At 60.7% G+C, this 26,232-nt stretch carries 22 protein-coding genes; 19 read left to right on the forward strand and 3 right to left on the reverse strand.

The genetic code is table 11. The features are described from left to right. The first annotated feature begins 69 nt into the window (after positions 1–69). The 8 genes from cbiE to JJD74_RS14695 all read left to right on the forward strand — a co-directional run bounded on the left by cbiE (position 70) and on the right by JJD74_RS14695 (position 8,881). Positions 70–1,281 (forward strand): precorrin-6y C5,15-methyltransferase (decarboxylating) subunit CbiE, encoded by a 1,212-nt coding sequence (cbiE, locus tag JJD74_RS14655; protein ID WP_200615001.1) that lies wholly within the window; start codon positions 70–72, stop codon positions 1,279–1,281. Beyond that, positions 1,274–2,371 (forward strand): cobalt-precorrin-5B (C(1))-methyltransferase, encoded by a 1,098-nt coding sequence (locus tag JJD74_RS14660; RefSeq protein WP_200615004.1) that lies wholly within the window; start codon positions 1,274–1,276, stop codon positions 2,369–2,371. Before cbiE ends, JJD74_RS14660 begins: the two co-directional genes overlap by 8 nt. Further along, positions 2,368–3,096, forward strand: a complete 729-nt coding sequence (locus tag JJD74_RS14665; RefSeq protein WP_200615007.1) for a cobalt-precorrin-6A reductase — start codon at positions 2,368–2,370, stop codon at positions 3,094–3,096. Before JJD74_RS14660 ends, JJD74_RS14665 begins: the two co-directional genes overlap by 4 nt. 701 nt (positions 3,097–3,797) lie before the next feature. Next, a complete protein-coding gene (locus JJD74_RS14675; RefSeq protein WP_042557454.1) occupies positions 3,798–4,196 on the forward strand; it encodes a DUF2946 domain-containing protein in 399 nt (132 codons plus the stop codon). A gap of 48 nt (positions 4,197–4,244) precedes the next feature. Then, positions 4,245–4,724 (forward strand): copper chaperone PCu(A)C, encoded by a 480-nt coding sequence (locus JJD74_RS14680; RefSeq protein WP_042557453.1) that lies wholly within the window; start codon positions 4,245–4,247, stop codon positions 4,722–4,724. Between the two features lie 21 nt (positions 4,725–4,745). Then, on the forward strand, positions 4,746–5,177 hold the full coding sequence (locus JJD74_RS14685; protein WP_200615010.1) for a DUF2946 domain-containing protein: 432 nt from the start codon (positions 4,746–4,748) through the stop codon (positions 5,175–5,177). Positions 5,178–5,261: 84 nt separating this feature from the next. Continuing rightward, positions 5,262–7,382 carry a TonB-dependent copper receptor gene (locus tag JJD74_RS14690; RefSeq protein ID WP_200615020.1) on the forward strand — a complete coding sequence of 707 codons (2,121 nt, stop codon included), beginning with the start codon at positions 5,262–5,264 and terminating at the stop codon, positions 7,380–7,382. Between the two features lie 125 nt (positions 7,383–7,507). Continuing rightward, positions 7,508–8,881, forward strand: coding sequence for a PepSY-associated TM helix domain-containing protein (locus tag JJD74_RS14695; RefSeq protein WP_047299524.1), 1,374 nt, complete (start codon positions 7,508–7,510; stop codon positions 8,879–8,881). Positions 8,882–9,006: 125 nt separating this feature from the next. Here the strand turns inward: JJD74_RS14695 and JJD74_RS14700 are convergent, their stop codons facing one another. Further along, positions 9,007–13,695, reverse strand: coding sequence for a DUF4329 domain-containing protein (locus tag JJD74_RS14700; RefSeq protein WP_200615023.1), 4,689 nt, complete (start codon positions 13,693–13,695; stop codon positions 9,007–9,009). Between the two features lie 319 nt (positions 13,696–14,014). On the opposite strand from JJD74_RS14700, the gene urtA reads away from it, so the two are divergent. The 11 genes from urtA (at position 14,015) to ureC (ending at position 24,282) form a co-directional block, all read left to right on the forward strand. Beyond that, the gene (gene urtA / locus JJD74_RS14705) at positions 14,015–15,280 is read left to right on the forward strand and encodes an urea ABC transporter substrate-binding protein (protein WP_042557449.1); all 1,266 of its coding nucleotides are present in this window, start codon (positions 14,015–14,017) and stop codon (positions 15,278–15,280) included. A 161-nt stretch (positions 15,281–15,441) separates the two neighbouring features. Beyond that, positions 15,442–16,944, forward strand: coding sequence for an urea ABC transporter permease subunit UrtB (gene urtB, locus JJD74_RS14710; protein WP_115145909.1), 1,503 nt, complete (start codon positions 15,442–15,444; stop codon positions 16,942–16,944). Then, positions 16,944–18,023 carry an urea ABC transporter permease subunit UrtC gene (urtC, locus tag JJD74_RS14715; protein WP_042557447.1) on the forward strand — a complete coding sequence of 360 codons (1,080 nt, stop codon included), beginning with the start codon at positions 16,944–16,946 and terminating at the stop codon, positions 18,021–18,023. Before urtB ends, urtC begins: the two co-directional genes overlap by 1 nt. Further along, on the forward strand, positions 18,020–18,889 hold the full coding sequence (gene urtD / locus JJD74_RS14720; RefSeq protein WP_200615031.1) for an urea ABC transporter ATP-binding protein UrtD: 870 nt from the start codon (positions 18,020–18,022) through the stop codon (positions 18,887–18,889). Before urtC ends, urtD begins: the two co-directional genes overlap by 4 nt. 140 nt (positions 18,890–19,029) lie before the next feature. Then, complete coding sequence (gene urtE / locus JJD74_RS14725; RefSeq protein WP_042557445.1) at positions 19,030–19,728, forward strand: urea ABC transporter ATP-binding subunit UrtE; 699 nt, start codon at positions 19,030–19,032, stop codon at positions 19,726–19,728. A 43-nt stretch (positions 19,729–19,771) separates the two neighbouring features. After that, entirely contained in the window at positions 19,772–20,611 is an 840-nt protein-coding gene (locus tag JJD74_RS14730) for an urease accessory protein UreD (RefSeq protein WP_200615033.1), read from the forward strand. A 157-nt stretch (positions 20,612–20,768) separates the two neighbouring features. Beyond that, a complete protein-coding gene (ureA, locus tag JJD74_RS14735) occupies positions 20,769–21,071 on the forward strand; it encodes an urease subunit gamma (protein WP_042557443.1) in 303 nt (100 codons plus the stop codon). A 9-nt stretch (positions 21,072–21,080) separates the two neighbouring features. Next, complete coding sequence (locus JJD74_RS14740) at positions 21,081–21,614, forward strand: GNAT family N-acetyltransferase (RefSeq protein ID WP_200615035.1); 534 nt, start codon at positions 21,081–21,083, stop codon at positions 21,612–21,614. A 5-nt stretch (positions 21,615–21,619) separates the two neighbouring features. Then, positions 21,620–22,153, forward strand: coding sequence for a GNAT family N-acetyltransferase (locus tag JJD74_RS14745; protein ID WP_200615038.1), 534 nt, complete (start codon positions 21,620–21,622; stop codon positions 22,151–22,153). Beyond that, complete coding sequence (locus JJD74_RS14750) at positions 22,153–22,458, forward strand: urease subunit beta (protein ID WP_042557440.1); 306 nt, start codon at positions 22,153–22,155, stop codon at positions 22,456–22,458. Before JJD74_RS14745 ends, JJD74_RS14750 begins: the two co-directional genes overlap by 1 nt. A gap of 123 nt (positions 22,459–22,581) precedes the next feature. After that, on the forward strand, positions 22,582–24,282 hold the full coding sequence (gene ureC / locus JJD74_RS14755) for an urease subunit alpha (protein ID WP_042557439.1): 1,701 nt from the start codon (positions 22,582–22,584) through the stop codon (positions 24,280–24,282). Between the two features lie 69 nt (positions 24,283–24,351). On the opposite strand, the gene JJD74_RS14760 is transcribed toward ureC, so the two are convergent. Both JJD74_RS14760 and JJD74_RS14765 read right to left on the reverse strand, forming a co-directional pair. Then, positions 24,352–25,689 carry a hypothetical protein gene (locus tag JJD74_RS14760; protein ID WP_200615040.1) on the reverse strand — a complete coding sequence of 446 codons (1,338 nt, stop codon included), beginning with the start codon at positions 25,687–25,689 and terminating at the stop codon, positions 24,352–24,354. Between the two features lie 217 nt (positions 25,690–25,906). Continuing rightward, positions 25,907–26,212: a chaperone modulator CbpM gene (locus JJD74_RS14765; protein WP_042557437.1), complete on the reverse strand. Its 306-nt coding sequence runs from the start codon at positions 26,210–26,212 to the stop codon at positions 25,907–25,909. Between the last annotated feature and the right edge of the window lie 20 nt (positions 26,213–26,232).

Consider the following 26,232-nt stretch of genomic DNA (forward strand, 5'->3'; position numbering starts at 1 on the left):
TATTATGCCTGCTTTGTCCGGCGGCATGAAAAGACTGCCCGTCGGAACGGCATGTTTAGAGGAATATAGATGTCACCCTGGCTGACGGTTGTGGGAATCGGTGAAGACGGCTTCAAGGGCCTGGGCAAAAACGCCCGGCGTGCCCTGATGGGCGCCTCGCGGATCGTCGGCGGTCAGCGCCAACTGGACTTGTTGCCGCCGTGCATTGGCGGCGAGCGGCAGTTGTGGCCGAGCCCCTTTTCGCTGGCGCCGGTGCTTGAGCAGCGCGGTGCAGCGGTGTGCGTACTGGCCAGCGGTGACCCGATGTTCTACGGCGTCGGCGCCAGCCTCGCGCGACAACTGCCGAGCGACGAGATGCTGATCCTGCCCGCGCCATCCTCCTGCTCGCTGGCCGCCGCCCGCCTCGGCTGGCCATTACAAGACGTCGTGACACTGTCGCTGGTCGCCCGTCCGCTGGCCGCGCTCAATGCGCAGTTGTTCAGCGGCGTGCGTCTGTTGCTGCTGAGCAATGACGGCGCCAGTCCCGCGGCAGTCGCGCAATTGCTGCGTGAACGCGGCTTTGGTTCGAGCCGCATAAGCGTGCTGGAACATCTGGGCGGCGACGCCGAGCGGCGCATCGACGGCAGCGCCAATGACTGGTGCGACCCGCCGATTGCCGATCTGAACGTGATCGCCATCGAATGCCGCGCCAACGCCGACACCCCGAGGCTGTCGCGTCTGGCCGGCCTGCCCGACTCGGCATTCCAGCATGACGGCCAACTGACCAAACGCGACGTGCGCGCGATCACCCTCGCCCGCCTCGCCCCGACTCCCGGCGAACTGCTGTGGGATGTCGGCGCGGGCAGTGGTTCGATTGGCATCGAGTGGATGCGTGCTCACCCAAGCTGCCGCACGCTGGCCATCGAAGCCGATGACGGCCGGCAGCAATTGATCGAACACAATTGCGATGCGCTGGGTGTGCCGGGGCTGCAATTGATTCGTGGCAAAGCACCGCAGGCATTGGCCGGACTGGAGCGACCGGACGCCATTTTCATCGGCGGTGGCGTGACCCGCGACGGTGTGTTCGAGGCCTGCTGGGAGCAACTCAAACCCGGCGGTCGACTGGTCGCCAACGCGGTGACCCTGCAAAGCGAAGTCACCCTGATGCACTGGCGCGAACGCTACGGCGGCGAGCTGACGCGCATCCACGTCGCTCAGGCGCAACCGCTCGGCGAGTTCGACACCTGGCGTCAGGCGCTGCCGATCACGCTGCTCGATCTGGTCAAACCTTTCGATGCGTGACGAAACCGCCGAACAACCCGCGCCCCTGCGCAGCGGCCTGACCACCGGCAGCTGCGCCACCGCCACCAGCCTCGCCGCCGCCCGCCTGCTGCTTGGCGGAGCCTGCGCCGATGCCGTGCAAATCATCTTGCCCAAGGGCAAACAGGTGCAGATGCGGCTGGAGTTCTGCCGATTGACCGACGACGGCGCCGAAGCCGGGACGATCAAGGACGCCGGCGACGACCCGGACGTGACCCACGGCGCCTTGCTCTATTCGCGGGTGCGGCTGTCGGCCGAACCGGGGATTAGCTTCAGTGCCGGTGCGGGCGTTGGCACCGTGACCCGCCCGGGACTTGTGCTGGCCGTGGGGGAGCCGGCGATCAATCCGGTGCCGCGCAAGATGATCAGCGACCACTTGAGCCTGCTCGCGGCCGAGACCGGTTATGCCGGCGGCTTCGAGGTCACCGTCAACGTCGAGGGCGGCGAAGCCCTGGCGCTGAAGACCATGAACCCGCGCCTGGGCATTCTCGGCGGCTTGTCGATCCTCGGTACCAGCGGCATCGTCCGGCCATTTTCCTGCGCGGCGTATATCGCCTCGATTCATCAAGGCATCGATGTCGCCAAGACCAACGGCTATCTGCACATCGCCGCCTGCACCGGCAACGCCAGCGAAGACACCATGCGCCGGGTGTACAACCTGCCGGAAATCGCCCTGATCGAAATGGGCGACTTCGTCGGCGCGGTACTCAAGCATTTGCGCAAAGTGCCTGTGGATAAACTCAGCCTGTGCGGCGGTTTCGGCAAAATCAGCAAACTGGCGGCCGGGCACATGGATCTGCACTCGCGCCATTCCAGCATTGACCTGCCGCAACTGGCCGACTGGGCGGCGGCGATCGGCGCCGATGAGACTTTGCAGCAGAATATTCGTGAGGCGAACACCAGCCAGCAGGCGTTGGCGATGGCCAGTGCCGTGGGCATCGCACTGGGAGATGAGGTGTGTCGTCACGCGTTGGAGTTTGCTCGCAGCGTGGTGCCGGCGCAGGTGCAGGTCGAGGTGTTTGCGATAGATCGTCAGGGCGGTGTCGTTGGCCATGCCGGAGGTTTTGCATGAAGCGGATTCTGTTGTTGGGCGGCGTGACTGAGGCGCTGGCGATTGCCCGTACCCTCGACCCGCAACATATTTACAGCCTGGCCGGGGTTGGTCGTGTGCCCACCGATCTGCGCTGTCAGGTGCGCGTCGGTGGCTACGGTGGCGCTGAAGGTCTGGCGCAGTTCATTCGGGATGAAGGCGTTGATCTGCTACTCGACGCCACCCATCCCTATGCCGCACAAATCAGCCAGAACGCCGCCACCGCCGCGCAACAGACCGGCATCCCCTGCTGGGCCCTGCGCCGTCCGGCGTGGCAGCCGCAGCCCGGTGATGACTGGCGTGAAATCAGCGACTGGTCCGAACTGATCGACGCCCTCAAACCGTTTCGCCGCCCCCTGTTCACCTTGGGCCGCGAACCGTTACAACACCTCGACGAAATCCCCGCCGAACAATTCTGGACCCTGCGCGCCCTCGACGTTTATCCCGGTAACGAACGCTGCGAAGTCATCGGCGCACGTGGGCCGTTTGTGCTTGAGGATGAACGGGCGCTGTTCGAGCGGCGCCAGATTGATGTGCTGATCAGCAAGAACAGCGGCAGTACGGCGACCGAACCGAAGCTGGAAGTGGCGCGGGAGCGTGGGGTGCCGGTGATTGTGTTGAAGCGGCCGGAGTTACCGGGGGTTGATCGGGAGTTTGCCTCGGTCGACGAAATTCTCGCTGCCCTCTCGACCTTTAACCGTATCTGAAAATAAGCACAGATCTCACGGCCGCCTGCGCGGGCAAGTCGAATCGTCGCACCGCCCCTCCCACTGTGTTCGCGGGGTAAACAGGTTATGTGGTCGCCACCGACCACTGTGGGAGCGAGCCTGCTCGCGAAGACGTCGGCAAAGTTTGCACATCCATTGCCTGACCCAATGCTTTCGCGAGCAGGCTCGCTCCCACAATGTCACGGGCTCGGCTGGATATCTGACGTGAATCCTACAACCAAGGCAGACACTGCCCACAACAACTTAACGAACCGCTGATTATCGGCAGCCAGGGTCTACATTTACGCTCACCGTCTTTGATTCCAAAGGCGTATACATCCAATGTCAGAAAAATTCTCCCGTTTCGACGTCAAGGATTACCTGAAAACACCTGTCGATCTTAGCGAATACATCAAGGGCTGTGAGATCGAAGACTCCGGCGATGGGTAGCTCAACCGGGTAGCACTTCGAGACGTCAAGCAGACCATTCGCGCACGAATGGAAAGCGACTCGGATTTCGCCCAGGCAATGCGAATCGAAGCCGCTACACTCATTTATAACGGCGAAATCGAGCTGGGCCGCAGACTTCTCAAACTCTTGCAGGAAGCTCTGCGACACCAAACCGCACGACGCTTTTTTACTTATCGACCCTGATCAGGCTAAATAGCCACGCCTGATCGCCCACCCTATGGATCTGTCCCATGAACCGACAACGGCTCGCGCTTGCCTGGATTGCCTGCTTTGCAGTGCTGTTCAACATGCTCGCCATGCCGATGACGGGAGCGATGGCACAGGCGGCCAATTCACCGGCCGAGCAATTGTTGTGGAGCAGTTTCTGCACTGGCAGCGGGACGAAAATGGTAGCGATCAACATCGGCACCACGGATCAGCAAGCCCCGCCGAATGACACCCATTCCAACATGCAGCATTGCTGGTGTTGCTCAGGCTCAGCGCCGCTGGTTGCGCTGCCGGGGCATGCACCGCAGCTGTATTTCGCGCGTTTCGAAAGCAATCGCAGCGTGGCGCCCGTCTCATTGCAAACCCCCACGCCGCGCCAGCAATGGCCGAGCCTGAACCCCCGCGCCTCCCCTCTGGTTTGATTTGTTCGCGCAATTAATCTGCGTTTCAAATCGTTCTGGAGAACTGCCATGTTGAACAAATTCATCGTCATCGCTGCGCTGTTGCTGCCTGCGTGCTTCGCCCATGCCCACGAATACAAGGCCGGCGAGCTTGAAATTGCCCACCCGTGGTCACAGGAATTACCGCCCAATGCTCCCACGGTTGCCGCGTATTTCGTGATTCACAACAACGGTAAAACCGCCGACCGTTTGCTCAGTGTCGACTCGCCCATCGCCCCCGAAGCACAGCTGCATGAGCATGTGATGCAGGGCGATCTGATGAAGATGCAGCAGGTGCCGAGTGTCGCTATTCCTGCGGGCGGCAACGTGACCTTCGCGCCAATGGCCTATCACGTCATGCTGCTCAACCCGACGGACCGCAGCCTGCTCAGCGACGGCAAACGCTTCCCGTTGACCATGCACTTCGAGAAAGCCGGGGACGTCACCGTCGAAGTCGCCGTGCAGAAGAAACCGCCGGAAACTACAAAGGCCCACGCGCACGCTCAGTAATCAGCCCGGCTGATCCTGCCCATGCGCCCGCCTCGCGCCAGGTCCATCGACAACCGCCGTCAGCACGGCAGTTGGATCGCCCTGTTCGCCATGTTGATGATCTTCATCGGCCCACTGATTTCTCAGTCGATGCCGATGAATCAACACGCCTCGACATCCACGCCAATGAGCATGGACATGTCGATGGACATGCCCGGCATGGATCACGCCGGGCATGGCGCAAAACCCTCCGCCGAACATTGCCCGCCACAATCCTCGCAGCATGTGCTGTGGGAAAAATGCGGCTATTGCAGCCTGCTGTTCAATTGCCCGGCACTGACCGGCGGCGGCGATTTCGTTGCCTTCAATATCCTGCCGCTGAGCACCTACACTTCACCCTCGCCACGCCTGGGTCATGCCCGGCCAACCTTCTTTCCCGGCGCCCGCCCCCGCGCCCCGCCCGTCACAGCGTAAACACGCACCTTTGATTGCACACGGTTGAGAAGACAGCCTCAGGCTGCCGGCCGTGTCGTTTACGACTGTTTGATGGAAATTGTCATGTCCAGGTTTTCTGCTGTTCCCCGCTCGGGCTCTGCCCAGGCGTCCTTCGCTTTGAACGAATCGCGCATTCGTTTCAGGCACGCTATCGCCGTCCTTTGCGGCATCCTGCTGTCCCCGCTGGTGCTGGCCGATGATCACGCCGATCACCGTGAAGAACTGAGCCCGACGGTGATTACCGCCATCGCCCCAAGCTCGCCGCTGAACATCGTCACCAACCCCAAAGACCCGCGCCAGCCAGTGCCGGCCAGCGATGGCGGCGATTACCTGAAGACCATTCCGGGCTTTGCGCTGGTGCGCAACGGTGGCACCAACGGTGATCCGGTACTGCGTGGCATGTTCGGGTCGCGCCTGAATATTCTTACCAACGGCAGCATGATGCTCGGCGCCTGCCCAGGCCGGATGGACGCGCCGACCTCGTACATCTCGCCGGAAACCTACGACAAACTCACCGTGATCAAAGGCCCGCAAACCGTGCTCTACGGCCCGGGCGCCTCGGCCGGCACCGTGCTGTTCGACCGTGAACCGGAAAGCTTCGGCGAACTCGGCACGCGGGTGAACGCCAGCATTCTGGCCGGCTCCCACGGGCGCTTCGACAAAGTCGTCGACGCCGCTGCCGGCGGGCCGCTGGGCTACGTTCGGGTGATCGGCAACACCGCGCACTCCGACGACTACCGCGACGGCAACAACGACATCGTCGCCTCGCGCTACGACAAGTGGAACGGCGATGTCGCCGTGGGCTGGACGCCGGACGCCGACACTCTGATCGAGCTCACTGCCGGCAAGGGTGATGGTGAAGCCCGCTACGCCGGACGCGGCATGGACGGTTCACAGTTCCTGCGTGAAAGCCTCGGCCTGCGTATCGAAAAATCCAACATCACCGACGTGCTGGAAAAGCTGGAAGCGCAGGTCTATTACAACTACGCCGACCATGTGATGGACAACTACACCCTGCGCACCCCGTCCGGCACCGGCATGATGGCGGGGCCAATGGCATCCAATGTCGACCGCCGCACCCTTGGCGCACGGGTCAAAGCAACGTGGCGCTGGGCGGACATTCAACTGATCACCGGTCTCGACGCGCAGACCAACGAACACCGCCAGCGCAGCGGCATGGGCATCAATACCTACAAGGATCAGCCCTACACCAAGGACGCCGACTTCCATAACTACGGCGTATTCAGCGAAATGACCTGGTACGCCGCCGACCGTGATCGGCTGATCACCGGCGCCCGCGTTGACCGTGCATCGGCCAAGGATTACCGCCAGACCAGCGGTTCGGGAATGATGGCCCGGCCCAATCCGACCGCCGATGACACCCGCGCCGACACCTTGCCGAGCGGCTTCGTGCGCTACGAGCATGATCTGGCCGACAGCCCGACCACGCTCTACGCCGGGATTGGCCACGCGCAGCGCTTCCCGGATTACTGGGAGCTGTTTTCGCCGAAATCCGGACCTGCCGGCTCGGTCAATGCATTCGACTCGATCAAACCGGAAAAGACCACCCAGCTGGATTTCGGCGTGAACTACAAGAGTGCCGATCTTGAGGCCTGGGCCTCTGGGTACATCGGCGTGGTGCGCGACTACATCCTCTTCGACTACACCCCGGGAATGATGGGCATGAGTACTTCGCGCGCCGAGAACATCGACGCGCGGATCATGGGCGGTGAACTCGGCGCCGCGTACAACCTCACCGACCACTGGAAGGCCGATGCGACCCTGGCTTACGCCTGGGGCAAGAACAGCAGCGACGGTTCGGCCCTGCCACAAATGCCGCCGCTGGACGCACGTTTGGGCCTGACCTATAGCGAAAACAACTGGAGCGCCGGCGCACTGTGGAGGGTGGTTGCTGCGCAAAACCGTATCGATCAGAACAAGGGCAACGTGGTCGGCAAGGATTACGACAAGAGTTCGGGCTTCGGCGTGTTCTCGCTCAACGGTGCCTACCGGATCAACAAAAACTGGAAGGTCAGCAGCGGCGTCGACAACCTGTTCGGCAAAGCTTACGCCGAACACCTGAACCTGGCGGGCAACGCCGGTTTCGGCTACCCGGCCAACGACCCGCAAGCCATCAATGAGCCGGGGCGCACGCTCTGGACCAAGGTGGACATGAGTTTCTAACAAAAAAATCAAAAGATCGCAGCCTTCGCCAGCTCCTACAGGTTGAACGCTGTCCCCATGTAGGAGCTGGCGCAGCCTGCGATCTTTTGATCTTGAAAAATGATTCGCCAAGCGGAGCAAACGTGATGCAAAAGCCCAAACCGAATTTCTACAACCTGGCCTGGCGTTGGCATTTTTATGCCGGATTGTTCGTCGCGCCATTCATGGTGATGCTGGCCCTGACCGGCATCATTTACCTGTTCAAACCGCAACTCGATTCGCTGATGTACAGCAGTCTGCTCAACGTCCCGGCCGGTCATCACACCGTGCCCGCCGATGACCTGCTGCAGCGGGTCAAAAGTGCTTATCCCCAAGGCCAGATCACTCAGTACCTGCCACCGGTCAACCCCGAGCGCAGCGCGCAATTTGTCGTGACCAATGCCGGGCAGGAGCTGAACGTATTCGTCGATCCGTACCACGGCGACATCCTCGGCGAACAGGATGCCAAGCAGAATCTGCAAGCCATCGCCCGCGCCATCCACGGCGAGTTGATGATCGGCACCGTCGGTGACCGACTGATCGAAATGGCCGCCGGTTGGGGCGTGGTGCTGGTGGTGTCGGGGCTTTTCCTGTGGTGGCCGCGCGGTCAGGCGGCGGGGATTCTGTGGCCACGCCTGAACAGTCGCGGCCGCGTACTGTGGCGTGATCTGCATGCGGTCACCGGGTTCTGGGGCGCGACACTGCTGCTGGTGATGCTGCTCAGCGGCATGACCTGGACCGGTTTCTGGGGCAAGCAATACGCGCAGGTGTGGAACGTGTTCCCGGCGGCGATGTGGGAAAACGTGCCGACCTCCGACGTCGAGGCCCGCAGCCTCAACAGCGCCACGCGCCAGACCGTGCCATGGGCGATGGAAAACACGCCGATGCCAATGTCCGGCGACCACGCCGAACACATGGCCCACGGCGCTGCCCCGGCCGGCCCGGCCGCGCCGAGCATCAGCCTGCAAGATGTGCAGAACATCGCCTCTGAACGCAAAGTCGAACCGGGCTACAGCATCACCCTGCCCACCACCGCGACCGGTGTGTTCACCATCGCCGTGTTTGCCGACGACCCACGCAACGACGCCACGCTGCATGTCGATCAGTACACCGGCAAGGTGCTCGCCGACGTGCGTTTCGAGCATTACGGCACGGTCGCGCGAGCCACGGAAATCGGCGTGATGCTGCACGAAGGCAAGATGTTCGGCACCTTCAACCAGATCGTCGTGCTGCTGATCTGCCTGATGATTCTGCTCAGCGCCGTCAGCGGCGTGGTGATCTGGTGGAAACGTCGCCCACAGGGCAAGTTCGGCGTGCCACCGCTGCGTCATGACCTGCCGAAATGGAAAACCGGCGTGGTGATCATGCTTGCGCTGGCGGTGATCTTTCCGCTGGTGGGGGCTTCGCTGGTGGTGGTGTGGTTGTTGGATAAGTTTTTTATCGCACGGCTCAGTCAGCAAACCGCGGATTCGGTTAACTGACCGTTCTCTGAGCCTCTCCCTGATGGCGTTGCCATGGGCGGCGATTGTTTGATCCTGACACTGAATCAAACAATCGCAACTTGTGGCAGCCCATCAGAGATTCAGCATTGCGCGCTCAGCCGTAATCAGAGTTCGTCATGGCTGCGGGTCAGTCCGGCGCTCGGCGGTTGCTGGCGATGGGTTCTCCAGTGGTTTGCGATGCGACCGGTCTGCCTCCAGTAATAGCCTGCTACCAGTACCCTTAATTCACCAAGTTCGCTGAGCCTGGAAATGAATTCGCCGGGGCTCAATCGACTGATCCACCGCCCGCCTTCGAATGCCACCGTTCGGGTCAACAGCAGATCTCGCTCCTCGTCCTTATAGACGGGGGTGTATTTGAGCAGCACACCGCCAGGGCTTGAATAGTAGTAATCCAGAATCGCAAAACCCTGTTTTTTCAATTCATGCGTATGCGCGTACAAGAGGGCGGGCGCGGCGAAATTCGCATGGACTTCGTCAGCGTCACCGCCGAGTGTGGTGTTCCCTGACAGATGGAACTGGTGGCTGGCGACAAAGGTATAGCCTGCAGGATAGCGTGGTTCCGGATTGCGCAAATTGGTCGCCGGATCGCCGGGAGCGCGGAATATCCGGTTCAGCGGACTGTCCCCATTAGCCGAGTAGGCAATCGGTTCCAGCGGGACAAACCGGTTGGCCGCAGACGTTACGAGAATCGCCCCCTCGTAACCGATACCCAAGACCGGCTCGCGACCCGCTTTCGTGCCTGCATGGCGTGCGGCGTCATCGGCATGATGAAAAATCGGCCCCAGCGCCGGAGAGTGGTTGCCTATCCATCTATCAGCGCTGGACACGTCGCTCATGCGAGGCTGCCAGTCATCACCCAGTACGCCATGGCGGGACCAGTGTTCACTGGTTTCGATAACCTCCAGCGTACCGGCCCTGGCCATGCGCCGAACGTAATCGGTGAAATTGAATGTCCCGCTGGCAATGTCACGCTCATCGTTCGCGGCTTGTTCCGGCGTAGCAAACGAGTTGGGCCGCAATTCAATCTGGCCGAGCCGGTCGAAGAAGGTTCCGGGCTCGTACGAATGCAGTGACAGCTTGAGCAGCGCGCCATCGGCGCAGGAGAAGTAAACGGGTTTGTACCCGTGGGGAGCGTCGGCCCTGGCGCGTGCCTGCTGCACGTCAGTGGGCATGACGAATACATGCCGGACGTCATCAAAACCCGAGCCCAGAGGTGGCAGCGCTGCGCGAATACAGATCGAGTCCAGCTCAAAACCGGCAGGCAGCTGGCCGTTCTGGAATACCCGATCCAGCGCTAACGACGAACGTTGAACCTCGACGGGCACACTGGCCATGAACGAACCTTCCGCGGGACGGAGGATGAAGCCAAAGGTCTGGTTGTTTCGGCTCAGCCCGGCTTCATGAACGTAGCGGGCGGCTGCATCTGCCTGGATGAACAGCGGACTGCATACTGGCGCGTTGAGGGCTTTGCGGTACTGCGTCGGCGCAAGCGAATCTGCGGAAAATGCCGTCCAATGGGTCACGGCTCGTGGAGCACCCCATAACTGACTGCCGACGATGACTCGCAGATTGCCGGCCTTGGCCAATGAGTCGATCCAATCTCCCGATTTCAATTCTCCGGTGCGGATGAACTGTTTGATTGCCTTGGCGTCGAGATCGGCGGGCAGCCCCTTGTAGTCTTTCAACAAACTGGCGATATGCGCGCGAACGCGATCGAGTACTCCGCACTGGTAGCAAACGAGCGAACCGTCGGGGTTGAACAGGTACTCGTCCAGTGCGTCGATCGAAGCCTGCGTGAGCGCCGTGAAGAGGGTATCCACCGATAGCATGTTCAGATACGCCTGTTTCTCGACTGACGAAAGCAAGACTGACACGCCCCTGCCGATGCGGGATCGATATCGCGCCATGACCTGGCAGCCGGCGGGAAACAGCCCCGTGGTCTTGCTGCTTTCGGGGTAGATCTCAGTAACGTCGAAATCCTCTCGGGAAACTTCGATCGGTACAGTGGCCACGTATAACCCATCAGGTCTTTTCAGGATCAGGCCGCCGTGGGTCTTTTTCGCAAAAGCGGGTATTTGCGAGCGGGCATGGACTGCCGCGTCGCCTGGGCTCTGAAAAACCGGGCCGAGCCACCGCCGCTCAAGATTCATCCAGGGCCTCCAGTCTGCATCAACGCGGCCCGCTCCATTCCAGCACAGGCTCGTACGAAGAACGTTGAGTTGGCCACTGCCGGCAACAATCCGGACAAACTCCTCGGGCAGCAACTTGCCCTGCTTCAGATTTCTATTGATGAATTCCAGGGTCAGGTCGAGATTCGGTGCGGCGGCGTCGAACAGCCGACTGCTACTGCTTCGTTCATATTTCAGCAAGGCGCCGTCTTGGGTCGACATATACAGAGGGATGCCTTTATTGGACTCCACCACGGAACGGCGTTGGGTGTAATACGTTGCGATGGCGATGTCTTCTGGCGGGATGAAGTACTGCGCCAACCAGGAGCGGGGATCGCTCAGCGAATGTTTCACTCGTTGGCGCGAATAAAAAAACGCGTGCCGATCGAAGCCTTCGGGGAACTGGTACCACGGCGGTGCCAGTTGTCGAGCAAACATGCTTTGTAGCTGGAACACGTTGTTTCTGGACTCGCCGACGGGAAACATCTCCGTGGCGACGTATTCCTCGCGATCCTTGTGCTTGAGGATAAATCCGAACCAGGCACGCTCGGAGTCATGCAGACGCGTGTCACGAGCATAGCGTTCCTGCGCGGCCTCATCGGCCGACGCCCAGACCGCGCCGAAGGCGACGTGCTCGGGACGCTTCCACGCCCAAGGCGCGGCAGGCGAAATCCAGTCAGGCGTTATCTGCCCTCGCTCTCCCCATAGCTCACTGTTGAGCAGTACCGTCAAGCGACCGGCCGACGCTTGCTCCTTGATGAACGCCTGCGGCAGGGTTTCGCCAGTCGCCAGCGAACGGGCCAGTGCACCGGGATGTTTTGCAGTGCCCAAACGTCGGGCCAGGTCCTGGGCCATTGCAGTCTGGTCGGGCACGAACATGACCAGCCCATTCTGCGCGGCGGACACATACAGCGGGATGTTATCCAGAAAGACCTGTCGCGCTTCCTCGACGCTGACCATTTGCAGACTCAAAGCAGCATCCTGCCGGCTCCATCGGCGTACCAGCAAATCCGTGGGCTCAAGCTGCGAGAGTGCTTTGTGAGACACATAACGGGCATACAGAACATGATCGTCAGGGAAAACCGGATTGCCCTTGGTGTCGCAGGGATAAAGCTCACCGCGGCTGATGACAGCGATGTCACCTTCGAGCGGTTCGGTCACCACGAAGCGTTTGTCTTCGCGCTGAAAAACATAGCCTGCGTACGTGTGCTCGCGCCGCTGGCCAATCTGCTCATGGGCATATCTAACGGCGTCGTCGGCCGTTAAAAATGCACGGCTCAATATTGGCCAGGAGAAGTTCGCAAACGGCGTCCAGTCGATATCCACTGGACCGAGTCGCGCCCACAGGGCACTTCCGCGCAACACCTGCAGGCTTCCGGCGAGAATCACGACAGAGACGAACTCCCGCGTGCGCAGAGAGCCACTGCGAAGTCTGGCTTGCAGGCCCGCCCCGTCAGTTCCCTTGACGCCAAGCGCGGTCTCGACCTGACTGCCGCTGAAGGTGTACTTCAACAACGCGTCATCTTTTGCCTGCATGTACAGCGACAGAGGTTGGCCCGACGCGGCCAATCGTTCGGCCTTGGCGCGGCTGGCGATGGCATCGGCCATCTCCTGCGGGGTGAAGAAATTCTCGTAGAGCCAGTGCTGGGAAGGCGGAAACTCCTCGGGACGGGGACGTGAAGCGAAGTAAAAACCCTCCAGCGCATAGCCTTTGGGCAGCTTTAATTGCCCGTCGGATCCGGGAGGGAACCAATTTTCCGGATCCCACGCCGCCAGCCCCGCCGGACGCGGATGGGTCGCCACGTATTTTTCATCTGTCAGGCTCTTGAGCACCAGACCTGAAGTCTGTGCGTCAACAGTCTTGAGCGCGGCACGAACCGCCCCTTCGGCACTGACACAAACCCGGGTCATGAGGGGAAAGTCCGACACTGTCCCTCCAGAAAAGGACTGCCCGGCTTTCCAGTCCGCTGGCACGCGGCCGACGGAATTGCCCCAGTCTGCATTCGAGGCAATGACCTTGAGCTCCCCCACCGATGCAACCTTGTTGATGATACTCATCACGTCATAGGTACCCACCGGATTGCCGGTGGGCGAACCCGCCCGACGCCAAAGGTAATAACTGTGCTCAGCGCTCGAGCCGCTGGGGGAATACTTGAGCAACGTCCCGTCGGGACCGGAGAGGTAGGCGGCGGGAAAAAAATCCCGTGCAGCCACATCAGCCACAAAATCGAGATCAGAAAAAAAGCTGATGAATAACCTGACCAGCAATTCGTCCCACTTCGGATTGTGCTCGCGGATCTTGTCGTGAAGCGCCGCGTGGCAATGCAAATTCGCGACACATTTATAACCGTTGGGATGAACGTAACTTCCCTTTGCGTCGACTTCGATAACAGTGCCGAAATCGAAACGGGTAACCTCCCCCGCGATCGGCACAGTGGCGACAAATCCGCCATCGGGTCGCTGCAGGATTACGCTGCCATATTCCCTGTCCGGCTTGAGTGGAATTTTGCGGTGAGCCCAATAAGCGGCATCTTCCTGCGTTAAAAAAGCCGGGCCCACTTGCGGTAACTTCGGCTTTCCGGGGGGATTGGCGGCACGGTCGATCCGGCCTGGTACATCGTCCATGATAAAAATCCTGCGAGTAAAATCGGGATATCGAATCAGTGACTGTGCGCGCACGCCCCTCGTGATTTGCATTACATAATTATTGGTTGTGTAACCATTCTTGTGCGTGAGGCCTTTTCTTACGCACAGCACCATTTGCGCGCAAGGCCCTGCACTCGTGTGGCCATCCTGCCTGTTTTTAGTGCGGTGTCCGCCGGCTTACGGGCCTGCATCCTCAAGATCACGCCATTCCCTTTTTGGGCACAGCCCTTGCAAAACACCCTTCAGTCGTCCGCATCTGCCAACCATAAAAAACTTTAACGTTCATGGAGATCGCACAATGAAGCGTCGCAGTTTGATCAAGGCTTTCACACTCACGGCATCCATTGCCGCGATGGGCATGACCTGGACTGTCCAGGCAGCCGAGACCATCAAGGTCGGGATTCTGCATTCGTTGTCCGGGACCATGGCGATCTCCGAAACGTCGCTCAAAGACATGGCGCTGATGACCATCGACGAGATCAACGCCAAGGGCGGCGTGAACGGCAAGATGCTCGAACCGGTGGTGGTCGACCCGGCCTCGAACTGGCCGCTGTTTGCGGAAAAGGGCCGACAGTTGCTGACCCAGGACAAGGTTGCGGTGGTGTTCGGCTGCTGGACCTCGGTGTCGCGTAAATCGGTGCTGCCGGTGTTCGAAGAACTCAACGGTCTGCTGTTCTACCCGGTGCAATACGAAGGCGAAGAGATGTCGCCGAACGTGTTCTACACCGGCGCCGCGCCGAACCAGCAGGCCATCCCCGCTGTTGAATATCTGATGAGCGAAGAAGGTGGCAGCGCCAAGCGCTACTTCCTGCTCGGCACCGATTACGTCTACCCGCGCACCACCAACAAGATCCTGCGTTCTTTCCTGCATTCCAAAGGCGTCGCCGACAAGGACATCGAAGAGGTCTACACCCCGTTCGGACACAGCGACTATCAAACCATTGTTGCCAACATCAAGAAATTCTCGGCCGGCGGCAAGACTGCGGTGATCTCGACCGTCAACGGCGACTCCAACGTGCCGTTCTATAAAGAACTGGCCAACCAGGGCCTGAAAGCTACCGATGTACCGGTGGTGGCGTTCTCGGTAGGCGAAGAAGAATTGCGCGGTATCGACACCAAACCGCTGGTGGGCAACCTCGCCGCGTGGAACTACTTCGAGTCGGTGGAGAACCCGGCGAACAAGAAATTCGTCGCCGACTGGAAAGCCTACGCGAAGAAACACAACCTGCCGGGTGCTGACAAAGCGGTGACCAACGACCCGATGGAAGCCACTTACGTCGGCATCCACATGTGGGCGCAGGCCGCAGAGAAAGCCAAATCCACCGACGTCGACAAAGTCCGCGAAGCCCTCGCCGGCCAGACTTTTGCCGCACCGTCGGGCTACACCCTGACCATGGACAAGACCAATCACCACCTGCACAAACCGGTGATGATCGGCGAGATTCAGGCCGACGGTCAGTTCAACGTGGTGTGGCAGACCGAGGGGCCGATTCGGGCGCAACCGTGGAGTCCGTTTATCGATGGCAACGACAAGAAGCCGGATTATGCGGTGAAGAGCAACTGAGTCACTGGATGTCGGTCTTGCGCCTGACGCAAGGCTGACGCAATTCCCTGTGGGAGCGAGCCTGCTCGCGAAGACGTCGGCACATCCAACATTGATGTGACTGACAGAACGCTTTCGCGAGCAGGCTCGCTCCCACAATGTCCGCGTCAAGGCGACTGACTATGCCCACTGCCCTCTACCGATTCATCTGTGCCATCGCACTGCTGTTGCCGATGGCTGCCTTTGCCGGCGACGCCGAAGACTTCGTCGCCGCCAATCCCATGCAACAAGCCAAACTGCTGGAAACCTGGGCCGCGCAGCCCGACCCGGCCCGTATCGAACTGATCAACGCGCTGCAACAAGGCGAGTTGACCGTCGACGGCCAACCGAAAACCCTGCGCCTGAACAATCGCCTGCGGGGTCTGATCGACACCGCTCTGGCCAGCCACCAATTGCTCGCCGCCGACGCCAAAATCCGTCTGAGCGCCGCGCAGCAATTGCAGAAAAGCGCCAAACCGGCGCAGCTGAAATTCCTCGACCAGCAACTGGCTGGCGAAAAAGATGAAAGTGTCCACGCGGCCCTGAGCCTGGCGCTGGCCAATCTGCAACTGGTCGACAGTGATCCGGCAGTGCGACTCGCCGCAGTGCGGCTGCTCGGTGAAACCGGCGACCCACTGGCGCGTACTCGCCTCGAAGGTTTGCTCGAACCCGGCGTCGAAACCGATGCCGGCGTGCGCACCGCCGCGGAAACCAGCCTCGCCCAGGTCAAACGCAAACTGCTGATCGGCGAAGTGCTCGGGCAGGCGTTCAGCGGCATGTCGCTGGGTTCGATTCTGCTGCTTGCGGCACTGGGTCTGGCGATCACGTTCGGCCTGCTCGGCGTGATCAACATGGCCCACGGCGAGATGCTGATGCTCGGCGCGTACTCCACGTATGTGGTGCAGTTGATGTTCCAGCGCTACGCCCCGCAGGCCATCGAGTTCTATCCGCTGATCGCACTGCCGGTGGCGTTTTTCGTCACCGCCGCCATTGGCATGGCGCTGGAGCGAACGGTGATTCGTCATCTCTACGGCCGACCGCTGGAAACCCTGCTCGCCACCTGGGGCATCAGCCTGATGCTGATTCAGTTGGTGCGTTTGCTGTTCGGTGCGCAGAACGTCGAAGTGGCCAACCCCGAGTGGCTGTCCGGCGGGATTCAGGTGCTGCCCAATCTGGTGCTGCCGTACAACCGCATCGTCATCATCGCTTTCGCGTTGTTTGTGGTTGTCCTCACCTGGCTGCTGCTGAACAAGACACGCCTGGGCCTCAACGTTCGCGCGGTCACGCAGAACCGCAACATGGCCGCCTGCTGCGGCGTGCCCACCGGTCGCGTCGACATGCTCGCCTTCGGCCTCGGTTCCGGTATCGCCGGACTCGGCGGCGTGGCGCTGAGCCAGATCGGCAACGTCGGCCCGGATCTGGGCCAGAGCTACATCATCGACTCGTTCCTGGTGGTGGTGCTCGGCGGTGTTGGCCAGTTGGCCGGTAGCGTACTCGCGGCATTCGGCCTGGGCATCGCCAACAAGATTCTTGAACCGCAGATCGGTGCGGTGCTCGGCAAGATCCTGATCCTCGCGTTGATCATTCTGTTCATCCAGAAACGTCCGCAAGGCCTCTTCGCATTGAAAGGACGGGTGATCGACTGATGAACCAGCCCCTGCTCGTTACGGCCACGCAAAAGGCCGGCCCGAAAATCACGATTGCGGTGGGTGGTGTGATCCTCGCACTGCTGATCGCCCTGCCGCTGCTGTCACTGTTATCGCCGGACAATGCGCTGCATGTCTCGGCGTACACCCTGACGCTGGTCGGCAAAATCCTCTGCTACGCCATCGTCGCTCTGGCGCTGGATCTGGTCTGGGGGTACGCCGGTTTGCTGTCGCTGGGCCACGGGCTGTTCTTCGCCCTCGGCGGTTATGCGATGGGCATGTACCTGATGCGTCAGGCTGCCGGCGATGGCCTGCCGGCGTTCATGACCTTCCTGTCGTGGAGCGAATTGCCGTGGTACTGGACCGGCACCAGCAGCTTCCTCTGGGCCATGTGTCTGGTGGTGCTGGCGCCGGGATTGCTGGCGCTGGTGTTCGGCTTTTTTGCCTTCCGCTCGCGGATCAAAGGCGTGTATTTCTCGATCATGACCCAGGCCCTGACCTTCGCCGGCATGCTCCTGTTTTTCCGCAACGAGACCGGGTTTGGTGGCAACAACGGCTTCACCAATTTCCGCACGATTCTGGGTTTCGGCATCACTGAGCCGGGCACTCGCGCCGTGCTGTTTCTGGCGACGGTTCTGTTGCTGGTGGCGAGTCTGTTTATCGGCTGGCGTCTGGCGCGCAGCAAGTTCGGTCGGGTGCTCACCGCGCTGCGTGATGCGGAAAACCGTCTGATGTTCTGCGGCTATGACCCCCGCGGTTTCAAGCTGTTTGTCTGGGTGTTGAGCGCGGTGCTGTGCGGCTTGGCCGGTGCGTTGTACGTGCCGCAAGTCGGGATCATCAACCCGAGTGAAATGTCGCCGACCAACTCGATTGAAGCGGCAGTGTGGGTCGCCCTCGGCGGACGCGGCACCTTGATCGGCCCGTTGCTGGGCGCTGGCGTGGTCAATGGCATGAAGAGCTGGTTCACCGTGGCGTTCCCTGAATACTGGCTGTTCTTCCTCGGTGCGCTGTTCATCATCGTGACCCTGTATTTGCCCAAAGGCGTGATCGGTCTGCTGAAAAAACGAGGTGAATCATGAGAGTCACAGCCAGCGCAGAATTCATGCTTGAACCCGCCTTCTTTCCCGTCGAGCCGAACAAGGATGCCGGCACCAGCCGCGATTCCATCGGCCTCGGCCAAAGCGTCGGCCCGGGCCTCGATACCCGCCATGGGACGATCCTGACCCTGGAAGACATCAGCGTCAGCTTCGATGGCTTTCGCGCACTGAACAATCTCAACCTGTACATCGGCGTCGGCGAATTGCGCTGCATCATCGGCCCCAACGGCGCAGGCAAAACCACGTTGATGGACGTGATCACCGGCAAGACCCGTCCCAGCCACGGCAAAGCCTGGTTCGGCGAAACCCTGGACCTGACACAGATGAGCGAAGTGCAGATCGCTCAGGCCGGCATCGGTCGCAAATTTCAGAAACCCACGGTGTTCGAAGCGCTGAGTGTGTTTGAAAACCTTGAACTGGCGCAGAAAACCGACAAATCGGTGTGGGCCAGTTTGCGTGCGCGCTTGAGCGGCGAACAACGTGATCGCATCAGCGAAGTGCTGGACACCATTCGCCTGACCACCTCGGTCAATCGTCAGGCCGGGTTGTTGTCCCACGGGCAGAAACAGTTTCTGGAAATCGGCATGTTGCTGATGCAGGACCCGCAACTGCTGCTGCTCGATGAACCGGTGGCGGGCATGACCGATGCCGAAACCGAGTTCACGGCAGAACTGTTCAAGCGCCTGGCCGGCAAGCATTCTCTGATGGTGGTGGAGCATGACATGGGGTTTGTCGGCTCGATTGCCGACCACGTGACGGTGTTGCACCAGGGCAGCGTGTTGGCGGAAGGATCGCTTGAGCAGGTGCAGGAAAACGAGCGGGTGATCGAGGTCTACCTCGGCCGCTAAGGTTTGCGAATACAAAACCTGTGGGAGCGAGCCTGCTCGCGAAAGCGGTGCATCAGGCGCTGAAATGGCTGAATGTCATGCCGCCTTCGCGAGCAGGCTCGCTCCCACAGGGTTCTGCGTAGAACAGAAGGAATTTGGACATGCTGCAAGTCGAAAAGCTGCACCAGTATTACGGTGGTAGTCACATCCTGCGTGGCCTGAGCTTTGACGTGAAGGTCGGCGAAGTTACCTGCCTGCTCGGGCGCAACGGCGTAGGCAAGACCACGCTGCTCAAATGCCTGATGGGCCTGCTGCCGGCGAAAGAAGGCGCGGTAAATTGGGAAGGCAAACCCATCACCACGTTCAAACCGCACCAACGGGTCCACGCCGGAATTGCCTACGTGCCCCAGGGTCGCGAGATCTTCGGCCGGCTGACGGTGGAGGAAAATCTGCTGATGGGCCTTTCGCGGTTCCCCGGCAGCGAAGCCAGGGAAGTTCCTGCGTTCATCTACGAATTGTTTCCGGTGCTGCTGCAGATGAAACAGCGTCGCGGCGGCGACTTGTCCGGCGGGCAGCAACAGCAGCTTGCCATCGGCAGAGCACTGGCCAGCCGTCCGCGCCTGCTGATCCTCGACGAGCCCACCGAAGGCATTCAGCCGTCGGTGATCAAGGAGATCGGTGCGGTGATCAAGAAGTTGGCGGCGCGTGGCGACATGGCGATTCTGCTGGTGGAGCAGTTCTACGATTTCGCCGCGGAGCTGGCCGATCAGTACCTGGTGATGTCCCGGGGCGAGATCGTGCAACAGGGTCGCGGCGAAAATATGGAGGCCGAAGGTGTGCGCGGGCTAGTCACGATTTAACGATACGATCTAACCTGTAGCTTCCTAACGATAATTACAAACCATGAATTTACCCATTTCCACTGCCCTGTTTACCCCGAGCTGGCACGCTGAGCTGGAGCTGGCCTACGCACGCTTCGGCGATTGCACGCGCCCGGTCATGCGCCGTCACCTCGGCCCGCTGCGGGTGCAAAAGCATCTGTACGCCGAAGGTCCTGAAGTGTGCCAACACATCATCGTCCACCCGCCCGGCGGGATCGCCGGCGGCGATCGGCTGAACATCAGCGCCCGCGTCGAACAACACGCCTGGGCGCAGATCACCAGCCCCGGCGCGGCCAAGTGGTACCGCGCGGCAGGTCCTGCGTATCAGCAGCTGGATCTGAAGGTTGCTGCCGGGGCGACGCTGGAATGGTTGCCGCAAGAGACTATCGTCTACAGCGCCGCGCAGGCTGAACTGACGACGTCGATTGATCTTGAAGGCGATGCACGGTTGTTCTACTGGGACGTGGTCGCGCTGGGTCGTCCGGCCAGTGGCGAGCGCTTTGATCTGGGCCATTTTCAGAGTCATCTGGATATTCGTCGTGATGGTCGATTGCTCTGGCATGAACGTCAGCGCATTGTCGGCGGTGACGGTTTGCTCGACTCGCCGATCGGGCTGGACGGGCAACCGGTGTTTGCGACGTTGTTGGTGACCGGTGAAATCGATGCTGAATTGCTTGAGCGTTGCCGCTCGTTGGACCACGAGGTACGTGGGGATCTGACTCAGCTGCCGGGGCTATTGGTCGCTCGGTGTCTGGGGTCTGAAGCTCTGCTCGCGCGTGCTTGGCTGATCGATTTATGGCGCTTGCTGCGCCCAGCCTTGCTAGGCCGCGACGCCCAGCCGCCGCGAATCTGGAACACCTGAAATGCAATTCAATGTGGGAGCGAGCCTGCTCGCGAAAGCGCTGTGTCAGCCAACACATGTGCTGAATATGAGTCCGTATTCGCGAGCAGGCTCGCTCCCACAGGGATCTGTGCCAACAGTCCCGACTCTTTTCAATCTGCCCTGATGGAACCCCACAATGGACCTGACCCCACGCGAAAAAGACAAGCTGCTGATCTTCACCGCCGGCCTCGTCGCCGAGCGGCGTTTGGCTCGCGGCGTGAAGCTCAACTACCCGGAAGCCATGGCCTACATCTCCGCAGCCCTGCTCGAAGGCGCCCGTGACGGCCGCACCGTGGCCGAGCTGATGCACTTCGGCACCACCCTGCTCAGCCGCGATCAAGTGATGGAAGGCATCCCGGAAATGATCCCGGAGATTCAGGTTGAGGCAACGTTCCCCGACGGCACCAAACTGGTCACCGTCCACCAACCGATTGTCTGAGGCCGCGCCATGACTTACGCCATTCGCGATGCCCTCCACGCCGACCTGCCGGCGATCCGCGATATCTACAACGACGCGGTGCTCAACACCACGGCGATCTGGAACGAATCGGCCGTCGACCTCGGCAACCGGCAAGCGTGGTTCGCCGCACGCCAGGCTCAGGCTTACCCGATTCTGGTGATCGTCGACAGCGACAACACGGTGCTCGGCTACGCTTCGTTCGGTGACTGGCGGCCCTTCGACGGCTTTCGCCACACCGTCGAGCATTCGGTTTACGTGCGCAGCGACCAACGCGGCAACGGCCTCGGTCCGCAACTGATGACGGCACTGATCGAACGCGCAAAAACCTGCGGCAAACACGTCATGGTCGCTGCCATCGAAAGCGGCAACGCCGCCTCCATTCGATTGCACGAGCGCGCCGGTTTCCTCGTCACCGGGCAGATGCCGCAAGTCGGTACCAAGTTCGGCCGTTGGCTGGACCTGACCTTCATGCAACTGACCCTCAACCCTGGCGCGGAGCCGCCCGACACCAACAAGGAGTGACACCGATGAACGCCGCCCAACTGCGCCGCGTCAACGCTGAAAGTTTTGCGCATTATCGTCAGGGACTGATCGATCTGCTGCTTGATGCCGTGGGGTATGGCGCCAGTGTCGGCTTCATGGCCGACCTCGATGCCGCGCAGGCCCGCGCCTATTTCGATGAGGTGCAAGACAACATCAACAAGGGCAGCGTGTTGCTTTGGGTGGTGGTCAACGACGAGCAAGTGCTGGCCAGTGTGCAGTTGGGTCTGTGCCAAAAGGCCAATGGCCTGAACCGTGCCGAGGTGCAGAAATTGTTGGTGCGCGAACACGCCCGTCGTCGCGGCCTCGGTCAGCAATTGATGAGTGCGCTGGAGCTCGAAGCGCCCAAGCACAAGCGCGGCATGCTCTACCTCGATACAGAAGCGGGTTCGCCGGCTGAAGATTTCTATAAAGCCCTGGGTTACACCCGCGCCGGGGCCATCCCCGACTACGCCTGCGACCCGCACGGCACGTATCGACCGACCGCCCTCTATTACAAAATTCTGCAAGGAGCCCAGTGATGATTCCTGGCGAATACCAGATCCAGCCCGGCGACATTGAACTCAACGTCGGCCGCCGCACCCTCAGCCTGAAAGTCGCCAACAGCGGCGATCGGCCGATCCAGGTCGGCTCGCACTATCACTTTTTCGAAACCAACGACGCCCTGACGTTTGATCGCGCGGCCAGCCGTGGCATGCGCCTGAACATCCCGGCGGGCACGGCGGTGCGCTTTGAGCCGGGGCAGAGCCGGGAAGTCGAGCTGGTGGATTACGCCGGGCATCGGCGGGTGTTCGGTTTTGCCGGGCGGATCATGGGTGAACTCTAAAAAGGCAGCTTCAAGCTGCAAGCCGCAAGCTGCAAGAAAAAGCAGTCTTGTGGCGCTCGCACATTCGCTTTTACTTGAGGCTTGCAGCTTGAAGCTTGCAGCTCAGTTCCGAGGAACGAGGAAATGAAGATCTCCCGCCAAGCCTACGCCGACATGTTCGGCCCCACCGTCGGCGACAAGGTGCGCCTGGCCGACACCGAACTGTGGATCGAAGTCGAACAGGACTTCACCACCTACGGCGAAGAAGTGAAATTCGGTGGCGGCAAAGTCATCCGCGACGGTCAGGGCCAAAGCCAACTGCTGGCCGCCGAAGTCGTCGACACGCTGATCACCAACGCGCTGATCATCGATCACTGGGGCATCGTCAAAGCTGACGTCGGCCTCAAGGATGGGCGCATCGCCGCAATCGGCAAGGCCGGCAACCCGGACGTGCAGCCCAACGTGACCATCGCCATCGGCGCCAGCACCGAAGTCATTGCCGGTGAAGGCATGATCCTCACCGCGGGCGGCATCGACACGCACATCCACTTCATCTGCCCGCAGCAGATCGAAGAAGCGCTGATGAGTGGCGTCACCACCATGATCGGCGGCGGCACTGGCCCGGCCACCGGCACCAACGCCACGACCTGCACTTCCGGGCCTTGGCATCTGGCGCGCATGCTTCAGGCCGCCGACGCGTTCCCGATGAACATCGGCCTCACCGGCAAGGGCAACGCCAGCCTGCCGGAGCCGTTGATCGAGCAGGTCAAGGCCGGTGCCATCGGCCTCAAGCTGCACGAAGACTGGGGCACCACCCCGGCGAGCATCGATAACTGCCTGAACGTCGCCGATCAGTACGACGTGCAGGTGGCGATCCACACCGACACGCTCAACGAATCCGGTTTTGTCGAAACCACCCTCGGCGCGTTCAAGGGCCGCACCATCCACACCTATCACACCGAAGGTGCCGGGGGCGGCCATGCACCGGACATCATCAAGGCCTGCGGTTTCGCCAACGTGCTGCCCAGCTCGACCAATCCGACCCGACCGTTCACCCGCAATACCATCGACGAACACCTCGACATGCTGATGGTCTGCCACCACCTCGACCCAAGCATTGCCGAAGACGTGGCGTTCGCCGAGAGCCGCATTCGCCGCGAAACCATTGCCGCCGAAGACATTCTCCACGACCTCGGCGCGTTCTCGATGATCAGCTCCGACAGCCAGGCCATGGGTCGCGTCGGCGAAGTCATCACGCGCACCTGGCAGACTGCCGACAAGATGAAAAAGCAGCGCGGCCCGCTGCCACAGGACGGCGCCGGCAACGACAACTTCCGCGCCAAACGCTACATCGCCAAATACACGATCAACCCGGCGATCACCCATGGCATCAGCCATGAAGTGGGCTCCATCGAAGTGGGGAAATGGGCGGATCTGGTGCTTTGGCGTCCGGCGTTTTTCGGCGTGAAACCGACGTTGATTCTCAAGGGCGGCGCCATTGCGGCAAGCCTGATGGGCGACGCCAACGCCTCGATTCCTACGCCGCAACCCGTGCACTACCGGCCGATGTTCGCCAGTTATGGCGGCTCGCTGCACGCCACCAGCATGACGTTTATCAGTCAGGCGGCGCAGGAAGCCGGGTTGCCGGAACAACTGGGACTGAAGAAGAAAATCGCGGTGGTCAAAGGTTGCCGCGATGTGCAGAAAACCGATCTGATCCACAACGATTACTTGCCGAACATCGATGTCGATCCACAGACCTATCAGGTCAAGGCCGACGGTGTGTTGTTGTGGTGTGAACCAGCAGAAACCCTGCCGATGGCGCAGCGTTACTTTCTGTTCTGATCGCGACCTGTCTTCGGGAGGTGGAAAGCTCGACACCTCCCCAAGCACATGGCGCGCCTCAGTCGCTCGTTATGGGAAGAGCAGCTTCATCGCTTCATCAGAGTAGTTGTAGTCCCAGCGCAATTCCGTTCCGGCCGCAATATCCTGCGTCGCAAAGAATGCATTCAACGAGTATTTGTTGCGGTTCGGTTTGTCGCCCATCAACAGGTCAGCCTCGACCGTGAAGCCGACCACCTGAAGGTTATAGCCATCGCGCGCCTGCGCGATGGGCTTGCCAGCGGCATCGTAAATAAAACAGGTGTTGATTCTGGAGATGATGTTGTCCCCGGCGACATGCATTCCGGGGATGGCTACGCTGGCCTTAAGCGTATTGTCGGAGACAGACATGGCGAACGTCAGCTCGTTGGGCTGCAGGAACCGTCCTGGGCGTAATGTGCCGCCGTAAACACCGATCAACTCGCCACTGGCGATGCGTCTGTTGGCAACCACCATGGATTGTCCGATCAGCGCAGCCTCGCCGGGGACCTTTACATCCGCTTCGGTGAACCGCCGCCACTGCAACTTTTCTTCGTACAACCTGGCGACCTGCTCATATCCCTGAAACTTGATATAGGGCTTGATCTGCTCGGACGTGTAGCGCTCGCCTGATTCCAGAACGACTTCGCGCTCAAGCTTGCGAATGCGCACAGGCCTGCCAAAACGGTCTCTGAACGGGTACTTGCCATTGTTGATGCGGTCGTAGGAACCCAGCGTGTTGGTGTCGGCGGAGTAGTGCTCTTCGCGCCTCATGCCCACCAGCTCCCGCTCAGTGAAGTGCGCGATCAGCATCGATTCGGAAGCCAGCTCGAACTCGTCATCAGATCGACCCGTATCAGGCTCCCTGGTCGACTTGTTCGTTGCCGCCTCAGCCTGGCCGGACGCTCGTTTCAGCGTGGAAGGGACCCAGAACTTGCTGACAGGGTCGAACACAAGCTCCGGACCTGAGGGAATCCGCTCACTCGGTTTCTTGGCGCGGTATCGCCCGGTTTGCGGGTCGACACCGATTTGCAGAACGCCGTCAGGCAAATCGACGTACAGGCGATCCTTGAACATCCGGAACCCTTGGGCATCCGCCTCGGGCAGGCCGAACTGCGCAATAACCGGTCGGTGACGCTCACCCAATGCAGCGGCGGAGTCGGTCGTTGGCGTAAATATCTCTGTGACCCGGATCGAAGCAGTCGCCGTCGGCAGGTCGGGGTCGACTGAGCCTGTTACGGGCTCTCTGGAGGATGAGGAACGCAAGGTGTGCGATGAGCCGACGTCGACACGTAGCGGCGGTTCTGATCGCGAATGTGCATCGGTGGTCTGGGCGGGGCGAGGGTGTACATCGGCCGAGCCGCTCGCTCGGCGGGAGGGTCTTTTGAGCATTGCTGTTCATCCTTGAAAGGTTATCTGGCGTCGTGGCCCGTTGAGGCGGCACCGGCAAAGCCGCAATGCTCGTAATCAACGGTGTCACTGGCGCGCATATCCATATGCGCGGCGCCGACTTAATCACACCCGGATGAAAAAATGAAACCGAATAATCGATACTGAAAGTGGCTCGCTGACGGAAAATTACGCCCGCCCATACCGAGGCGCGATTCGATTATTCGACGACCAGTCGCCCCAACCGCTGCTTGAGCATAAGGTTCTCGGCGCGCAGTTCACGAACCTCTTCGAGCAGGTCAAGCGCCAGTGCGACGCCTTCCCACTCCAGATCGAGATCGCGCCGCAGCTTGGCGGCGCGTTTGGCCAAAGCCAGTTCGTAATCGGTGAAGCGCCATTCCCGGGGCTGCGCGCCCTGAGGTTCGAGGATGCCGTGTTCGACGATTTCGATCACGTAGACGTCCGACAAATCGGCCGCCTCACAGAATTCTGCCATGTCCAGTTGAACGATCAGGGGGCTGCTCATGATGGGCTACTCCGTCGTCG

Source organism: Pseudomonas sp. MF6776 (assembly GCF_016613125.1).
GTDB lineage: Bacteria > Pseudomonadota > Gammaproteobacteria > Pseudomonadales > Pseudomonadaceae > Aquipseudomonas > Aquipseudomonas iridis.

Bases quoted from the DNA above. Each gene is read 5' to 3' on its own strand.
- urtB (WP_115145909.1), top strand. From the start codon at position 15,442: ATGCCCACTGCCCTCTACCGATTCATCTGTGCCATCGCACTGCTGTTG.
- ureA (WP_042557443.1), top strand. From the start codon at position 20,769: ATGGACCTGACCCCACGCGAAAAAGACAAGCTGCTGATCTTCACCGCC.
- urtD (WP_200615031.1), top strand. From the start codon at position 18,020: ATGAGAGTCACAGCCAGCGCAGAATTCATGCTTGAACCCGCCTTCTTT.
- JJD74_RS14665 (WP_200615007.1), top strand. From the start codon at position 2,368: ATGAAGCGGATTCTGTTGTTGGGCGGCGTGACTGAGGCGCTGGCGATT.
- JJD74_RS14660 (WP_200615004.1), top strand. From the start codon at position 1,274: ATGCGTGACGAAACCGCCGAACAACCCGCGCCCCTGCGCAGCGGCCTG.
- JJD74_RS14690 (WP_200615020.1), top strand. From the start codon at position 5,262: ATGTCCAGGTTTTCTGCTGTTCCCCGCTCGGGCTCTGCCCAGGCGTCC.
- JJD74_RS14760 (WP_200615040.1), bottom strand. From the start codon at position 25,689: ATGCTCAAAAGACCCTCCCGCCGAGCGAGCGGCTCGGCCGATGTACAC.
- JJD74_RS14750 (WP_042557440.1), top strand. From the start codon at position 22,153: ATGATTCCTGGCGAATACCAGATCCAGCCCGGCGACATTGAACTCAAC.
- ureC (WP_042557439.1), top strand. From the start codon at position 22,582: ATGAAGATCTCCCGCCAAGCCTACGCCGACATGTTCGGCCCCACCGTC.
- urtA (WP_042557449.1), top strand. From the start codon at position 14,015: ATGAAGCGTCGCAGTTTGATCAAGGCTTTCACACTCACGGCATCCATT.
- cbiE (WP_200615001.1), top strand. From the start codon at position 70: ATGTCACCCTGGCTGACGGTTGTGGGAATCGGTGAAGACGGCTTCAAG.
- JJD74_RS14695 (WP_047299524.1), top strand. From the start codon at position 7,508: ATGCAAAAGCCCAAACCGAATTTCTACAACCTGGCCTGGCGTTGGCAT.
- JJD74_RS14700 (WP_200615023.1), bottom strand. From the start codon at position 13,695: ATGGACGATGTACCAGGCCGGATCGACCGTGCCGCCAATCCCCCCGGA.
- urtC (WP_042557447.1), top strand. From the start codon at position 16,944: ATGAACCAGCCCCTGCTCGTTACGGCCACGCAAAAGGCCGGCCCGAAA.
- JJD74_RS14730 (WP_200615033.1), top strand. From the start codon at position 19,772: ATGAATTTACCCATTTCCACTGCCCTGTTTACCCCGAGCTGGCACGCT.
- JJD74_RS14740 (WP_200615035.1), top strand. From the start codon at position 21,081: ATGACTTACGCCATTCGCGATGCCCTCCACGCCGACCTGCCGGCGATC.
- JJD74_RS14675 (WP_042557454.1), top strand. From the start codon at position 3,798: ATGAACCGACAACGGCTCGCGCTTGCCTGGATTGCCTGCTTTGCAGTG.
- JJD74_RS14765 (WP_042557437.1), bottom strand. From the start codon at position 26,212: ATGAGCAGCCCCCTGATCGTTCAACTGGACATGGCAGAATTCTGTGAG.
- JJD74_RS14680 (WP_042557453.1), top strand. From the start codon at position 4,245: ATGTTGAACAAATTCATCGTCATCGCTGCGCTGTTGCTGCCTGCGTGC.
- urtE (WP_042557445.1), top strand. From the start codon at position 19,030: ATGCTGCAAGTCGAAAAGCTGCACCAGTATTACGGTGGTAGTCACATC.
- JJD74_RS14685 (WP_200615010.1), top strand. From the start codon at position 4,746: ATGCGCCCGCCTCGCGCCAGGTCCATCGACAACCGCCGTCAGCACGGC.
- JJD74_RS14745 (WP_200615038.1), top strand. From the start codon at position 21,620: ATGAACGCCGCCCAACTGCGCCGCGTCAACGCTGAAAGTTTTGCGCAT.